Here is a 6863-nt window from a genome sequence, read left to right on the forward strand (position 1 = left end):
ACGAAACGCCGGCGATCCAGCAGGCGCGCGCCTCTGGACTGATCGACTGCGCCCAATCGAGCGCGGAGGCCGCGTCCGAAAGCTCGCCCTGGCCGTGGTCGAAAGCGCCCTGCGAGCGTCCGACGCCGCGGAAGTTGAACCGCAGCACCGAGAACCCGCGCTCGGCGAAGTTGTAATAAGTGTTGTAGACGATCTGGTTATTCATCGTGCCGCCGAACTGGGGGTGCGGATGCAGCACTACGGCGATCGGGGCGCCCCTCTGCTTGGCGGGATGAAAGCGGCCTTCCAGCCGCCCGGCGGGACCGTTGAAAAAGACCTCGGGCATGCAAACTCCAAAAGAACCCGTCGGCACGCTCCAGCGCCCCTCGATGCTTAGCGCGTGAGCGGGGGCGACGCCTTGCAGCGCGGGATCGGGGCGCGTATGTCTCTGTCGAGTCGACGGGGCTCGCCTCGGAGGCTGCCTCATAGCACGCAAGGCACCCGAGATTGCAAGGAAAAACCGTTGCGCGGGCGCAACGATGCGCGCGCCCGTACGACCGTTCCCGCCGGAGCCGCTATGGCCGCCGCCAGACCGACGACAAGGACCTATCTCGACCATAACGCGACGGCCCCCCTGCGGCCGGAGGCGCGCGAGGCGGCGCTCGCCGCGATGGCCGCGACCGGCAACCCCTCCTCGGTCCACGCGGAGGGCCGGGCGGTGCGGCGGTTCGTCGAGGACGCGCGAGCCGACGTCGCGCGCCTCGCCGGCGTCGCGCCGCGGTCGGTGACTTTCGTCTCCGGCGGGACCGAAGCCGCGAACATGGCGCTCAACCCGCACTTCGGCGTCGGACAAAAGGAGTCGCCGCTCGAACGATTGATCGTCAGCGCGGGGGAGCACCCTTGCGTTCTCGTCGGCCATCGATTCCCCCCTTCTGCGGTCGAAGTCGCGCCGCTGGGCGCCGACGGGCGGATCGACCTCGACTGGCTCGAGGCGGCCTGCCGGAGGCCTCGGCGGGCGCTGCTCGCGCTGCAGGGCGCCAATAACGAGACCGGCGTCGTCCAGCCGGTCGCCGAGGCCGCCGCGCTCGTCCATGCGGCGGGCGGTTTCGTCTTTTGCGACGCCGTTCAGCTCGCAGGGCGAATGAGCTGCGCCATCGGCGCGCTCGGCGCGGATGCGTTGGCGCTCTCCGCCCACAAGATGGGAGGGCCGAAAGGCGCGGGGGCGCTATTGGCGGCAAGCGCAGGATTCAGCTCGGGCGAGCCGCTAATCCGCGGCGGCGGGCAGGAGCGCGGCGCCCGCGCGGGCACCGAGGACGTCGCAGCGAACGCCGGCTTCGGCGCCGCGGCCCGCGCTTGCCTCGACGAGACGGCGGAGGCCGCGCGCCTTCTCGCCCTTCGCGACCGTCTCGAAGACGCCGTTCGCGAGGCCGCGCCTGACGTTGTCGTTTTCGGCGAGGCGGCGCCTCGACTCCCCAACACACTGTGCTTCGCCGCTCCCGGCGTCGAGGCGGCGACGCTGATGATCGCTCTCGATCTCGCGGGCGTCGCGGTCAGTTCCGGCTCGGCCTGCTCCTCGGGCAAAGTGACGTCGTCACATGTGCTGGCCGCCATGGGCGTTGCGCCGGACCTGGCGCGCGGAGCGATCCGATTGAGCCTCGGATGGTCGTCAGCGGAGCCGGATGTCGAGCGCTTCGCTGAGGCCTTTCGCGGCGCGATCGAGCGGATGCGGACGGGCCGAGCAAGGGTCGCGCTCTGATCGACAACAGCGGAAAACTTGCATCTCGCGCGCTCGAGGTGTAGAGGGCGCGTTCGCTTTCCCCTTTTTCTCGCCCTTTCATCAGGAGTCTCCATGGCTCGCGTTACCGTTGAGGATTGCATCGACAAGGTCGACAACCGCTTCGATCTCGTCCTGATGGCCAGCCATCGCGCCCGCGCCATTTCCTCCGGCTCGCCGATCAGCGTGCCGCGCGACAACGACAAGAACCCGGTCGTCGCTTTGCGCGAGATCGGCGACGGCAAGCTGTCGCCCGGGGATCTGCGCGAGGATCTCATTCACGCCCTGCAGAAGCACGTCGAGGTCGACGAGCCCGAGGCGGAGGCCGCGCCGCTGATGGTCAACCCGAATGCGCAGGCGCAGATCGAACTCGGCGCGGACGCTCAGTTCGACCGCATGACCGAAGAGGATTTGCTGCGCGGACTCGAAGGTTTGGCGCCTCCGCCGGAGCCGGAAGAAGAGACCGACTAAGTCGGGCGCCGCGGCGCGCCGCCGCGCCAGCGCATCGGCTCCCGCCGCGTCATTCCCGTCGGTCCTTGTGGGCGCGGCGGGATTTTTTTTGCAGCGTATCCACAGCTACGCTCAAGTTTCGCGTGGCGTCTGTGTTCAGCGCGTGACGATTTGCTATCTTCGAGGAAGAGAATCACTTGCGTTGCGGATCTACGCGGTCTCGCCGGGACGTCTTCGAGTGGTCCCGACCGCAAAGCGCAAGTCGTTCGATGGCGGCGAAGTCGGGCCGCCGACGCGTTGAGTAGGGGGCAGCGGCGCGAACAACTGATGCGGTTCTGAGACCGAAATCACAACTGCGCACACAGAATTGGGTTCGCCAGTCACCGTCCGGTCACGTTACGACAAAGAATCCCTCGTGGGCCTCACCAGCTATTTTCTGCAAGCAACTTCTGTTGTAAAAGTGTCTGTAGTGACTGGTGTGAATTCAGCCGACAAGCCGACCGGGTTCACCATCCAACAGTCATGCAGCGGCGTTGGACCCGACGAGGAGGCCTTCGCCCTGCGATAGCGGCCGATGCGCGAAGTCACCAAGGCTGAGGCCCGAACAGAAGAAGGTGGAATCCCGATGAAACGCTTCTACGCAGTCGCGATCGGTCTCGCGATGCTGGTGGCGCCGCTGGTCGCCCTCGGCTTCGCGACCGCTGACCCCGGCACCAGGCCGATGGACTACCAGCAGGCCACCGACGTCGTCGTTATGCGCGGTCTTTCGCAGCGCGGCGTTCCGTTTTCATGGGCCGGCGGCGGTGTCACTGGCCCCACTCGCGGCAAGGGTACGGGCATCGGCACCGTCGGATTCGACGCCTCCGGCCTGATGCAATACGCCTACGCCGGCGCCGGAATCAAGCTGCCGCGTTCCTCCGGCGAGATGTACCGAGTCGGCCAGAAGATCCTGCCGCAGCAAGCACAACGCGGCGACCTGATCTTCTATGGTCCTGGGGGCACGGAAAGCGTCGCTATGTACCTCGGAAACAACCAGATGCTGGAGGTAGGCGACGTCGTCCAGGTTTCGCCTGTTCGTGCCAACGGTATGACGCCCTACCTGGTTCGGGTTCTCGGGACGCAGACGGCGCCGGTGCAGCAGGCACCCCAGCAGCAAGCACCGGCGCAGCAGGCTCCTCTGCAGCAAGCGCCAGCGCAGCAGGCACCCCTGCAGCAGGCGCCGGTGCAGCAGCTGCCGGCACAGCAGGCGCCAACGCAGCAGGCACCTCTTCAGCAGGTACCAGTGCAGCAGGCGCCGTTGCAGCAAGCGCCGTTGCAGCAAGCGCCGTTGCAGCAGGCTCCCGTGCTGCAGGCTCCGATAAATACCGCGCGATAACCCGTTCCCCTAACAGCCGCCACTTGCTCCGTCAGGAGCAGGTGGCGGTTTTCGGTAAATTGGCGGTCGATCATGCTGCAGACACTGTCACCGCCTCAATCGCCGGTCGCCGCTGCGAAACCGGTCACTGTTGGTGCGCGTGCAGGGGGGGCCGCGGGGTTCTACCGTTACGACCTCGACGGCTTGCGTGGCATCGCGATCGCCCTGGTCGCCGTGTTTCACATCTGGTTCGGCCGGGTGTCCGGCGGCGTGGACGTGTTTCTTGCGCTGTCCGGGTTCTTCTTCGGCGGAAAAATCCTTCGCGCCGCGCTCAACCCGGGTGTTTCGCTGTCGCCGGTAGCCGAGGTGATCCGGCTGGTGCGTCGCCTGCTTCCCGCTCTGGTGGTAGTTCTGGCCGCCTGCGCAGTGCTCACCATCCTGGTCCAACCGGAAACCCGCTGGGAGACGTTCGCCGACCAGAGCCTGGCCAGCCTGGGTTATTACCAGAACTGGGAGCTGGCCAACACCGCGTCCGACTATCTACGTGCGGGCGAAGCCGTCAGCCCGTTGCAGCACATCTGGTCCATGTCGGTGCAGGGTCAGTTCTACATCGGCTTCCTGCTGCTGGTGGCCGGGTGCGCCTACTCGTTACAGGGCCTGTTTCGGGGCCCGCGGGCCCCATACCTACGGACCATGTTCGTGGTGCTGCTGAGCGCGCTGACGGTGGCGTCGTTCGTCTACGCGATCTTCGCCCACCAGGACGATCAGGCGACCGCGTACTACGACAGTTTCGCGCGGGCATGGGAGCTGCTGCTGGGCGCGCTCGCCGGCGCACTAGTCCCCTACATCCGTTGGCCCATGTGGTTGCGCACCGCAGTCGCCACCGTCGCGGTGGCCGCAATCGTGTCGTGTGGGGCCCTGATCGACGGTGTCAAGGAGTTCCCCGGTCCGTGGGCACTGGTACCCGTCGGGGCCACCATGCTGATGATCCTTGCCGGGGCCAACGTGCATCCCGGCACCACGGACCGGATGCCGCTGCCGAATCGACTGCTGGCGGCCCGGCCGCTGGTGGCACTCGGTGCGATGGCGTACTCGCTGTACCTGTGGCATTGGCCGCTGCTGATCTTCTGGCTGTCCTATAGCGGCCACCGGCACGCCAACTTCTTCGAGGGCGCAGGCGTGCTGCTGGTATCCGGATTGCTGGCGTACCTGACCACCCGGCTCGTCGAGGACCCGCTGCGCTACCAGGCACCCGCGGACGCCGCTTCCCCGGCGCCGGTCTCCTGGTGGCTGCGTCTGCGCAGGCCGACGATGGCGCTGGGGTCGATGGTGGTGCTGCTGGGTGTCACGCTGACCGTAACCTCGTTCACCTGGCGTCAGCACGTCACGGTGTTGCGCGCCGCGGGCAAGGAGCTCAGCGTGCTCAACCCGCAGGACTACCCCGGCGCGCGTGCCCTGACCGACCACGTGCGGGTGCCCACGCTGCCGGTGCGGCCCACCGTCCTCGAGGTCAAGGAGGACCTCCCGTCCTCGACCAGGGACGGTTGCATCAGCGACTTCGTCAACCCGGCGGTGGTCAACTGCACCTACGGCGACGTCGCCGCCACCCGGACCATCGCGCTGGCCGGTGGTTCACACGCGGAGCACTGGCTGCCCGCGCTGGACGTGCTGGGTCATCTGCACCACTTCAAGGTGGTGACGTATCTCAAGATGGGCTGCCCGTTGTCCACCGAGCAAGTCCCGCTGATCATGGGCAACAACGCTCCGTATCCGCAGTGCCGCGAATGGGTGCAACGGACGATGGCCAAGCTGGTCGTCGACCGTCCCGACTACGTGTTCACCACATCGACTCGACCGTGGAACATCAGAAGCGGCGACGTGATGCCGGCGACGTACATCGGAATCTGGCAAACGTTGTCCGACAACAACATTCCCATCCTCGCCATGCGGGACACCCCGTGGCTGGTCAAGGATGGCAAGCCTTTCGACCCCGCGGACTGTCTCGCCAAAGGCGGGAGTGCCCAGTCGTGCGCGGTCAAGCGTTCCGACGTGCTGGCCGACCACAATCAAACCCTCGATTTCGTCGCGCAGTTCCCACTGCTCAAGCCGCTTGACATGTCCGACGCGATCTGCCGCCAAGACATCTGCCGTGCGGCTGAGGGAAACGTGCTGATCTACCACGGCGCTCATCACCTGACCCCCACCTACATGCGGACCATGGCCAATGAGCTCGGCCGCCAAATCGCGGCCAACACTGGGTGGTGGTAGCGGGCGCACGCACCCCGGGCCGCGGATAAGGTCGAGTGATGCCGACCAACCGTCCAGCCTCGGAGACAGGCTCCAAAAAAGGTACTGTCACTCCCGATGCCGGCAGGCCCCAGCCCAGGCTGGCCACCGTTTGGCCTGGGACCCCGTATCCGCTCGGAGCCGCCTATGACGGCGCAGGCACCAACTTTTCGTTGTTCTCCGAGATCGCCGAAAAGGTCGAGTTGTGTCTGATCGACGACAACGGCAACGAGTCGCGGATCCCCCTCGACGAGGTTGACGGATTTGTCTGGCATGCCTATCTGCCGAACATCACCCCGGGTCAGCGCTACGGATTTCGTGTGTACGGGCCCTTCGATCCGGCGGCGGGCCTGCGCTGCGACCCCAGCAAGCTACTGCTTGACCCGTACGGGAAGGCTTTCCACGGCGATTTCGAGTTCACCCAGGCCCTGTACTCCTACGACCTGAAAGCCGTCAACCCCGACGACCCCAACGCCAATGGGGCCGACATCGGAACTCCCCCGATGGTCAACTCCCTGGGCCACACCATGACCAGCGTGGTGATCAACCCATTTTTCGACTGGGCGTTCGACCGCGCGCCGCTTACCCCGTACCACGAGACGGTCATCTACGAGGCCCACGTCAAGGGCATGACGCAGAACCATCCCGGGATCCCCGAGGAACTGCGCGGCACCTACGCCGGGCTGGCCCACCCAGTGATCATCGACCACCTCCGGTCGCTCAATGTCACCGCCCTCGAACTGATGCCGGTTCATCAGTTCATGCACGACGCGCGGCTGCTCGACCTGGGCTTGCGAAACTACTGGGGCTACAACACCTTTGGGTTCTTCGCCCCGCACAACCAGTACGCGGCCAACCGCAAGGCCAGCGTCGCCGAGTTCAAATCCATGGTGCGCAGCCTGCACGAAGCCGGCATCGAGGTCATCCTCGACGTGGTGTACAACCACACCGCCGAAGGCAACCACCTCGGTCCGACGATCAACTTCCGCGGCATCGACAACGCCGCCTACTACCGGCTCG

At 66.2% G+C, this 6863-nt stretch carries 6 protein-coding genes; 5 read left to right on the plus strand and 1 reads right to left on the minus strand.

Translation table 11 applies throughout. The features are described 5' to 3' along the window. Window positions 1-325: alpha/beta hydrolase (locus ACLP4W_RS05460; protein WP_442384863.1), on the minus strand; the 325-nt coding region annotated here is incomplete at its 3' end. Between the two features lie 231 nt (window positions 326-556). Here ACLP4W_RS05460 and ACLP4W_RS05465 point away from each other — a divergent pair. The 5 genes from ACLP4W_RS05465 to ACLP4W_RS05485 form a co-directional block, all read left to right on the plus strand. Beyond that, window positions 557-1735, plus strand: coding sequence for a cysteine desulfurase family protein (locus ACLP4W_RS05465; protein ID WP_442384865.1), 1179 nt, complete (start codon window positions 557-559; stop codon window positions 1733-1735). Between the two features lie 93 nt (window positions 1736-1828). Continuing rightward, a complete protein-coding gene (rpoZ, locus tag ACLP4W_RS05470; RefSeq protein WP_442384867.1) occupies window positions 1829-2224 on the plus strand; it encodes a DNA-directed RNA polymerase subunit omega in 396 nt (131 codons plus the stop codon). 604 nt (window positions 2225-2828) lie between these two features. After that, complete coding sequence (gene ripD / locus ACLP4W_RS05475) at window positions 2829-3578, plus strand: NlpC/P60 family peptidoglycan-binding protein RipD (protein ID WP_442384869.1); 750 nt, start codon at window positions 2829-2831, stop codon at window positions 3576-3578. A 75-nt stretch (window positions 3579-3653) separates the two neighbouring features. After that, window positions 3654-5825, plus strand: coding sequence for an acyltransferase family protein (locus tag ACLP4W_RS05480; protein WP_442384873.1), 2172 nt, complete (start codon window positions 3654-3656; stop codon window positions 5823-5825). Between the two features lie 38 nt (window positions 5826-5863). Next, the coding region (locus ACLP4W_RS05485; RefSeq protein WP_442384871.1) for an alpha-amylase family glycosyl hydrolase at window positions 5864-6863 on the plus strand (1000 nt) is incomplete at its 3' end.

Source organism: Mycobacterium sp., assembly GCF_052145595.1.
Lineage (GTDB): Bacteria > Actinomycetota > Actinomycetes > Mycobacteriales > Mycobacteriaceae > Mycobacterium.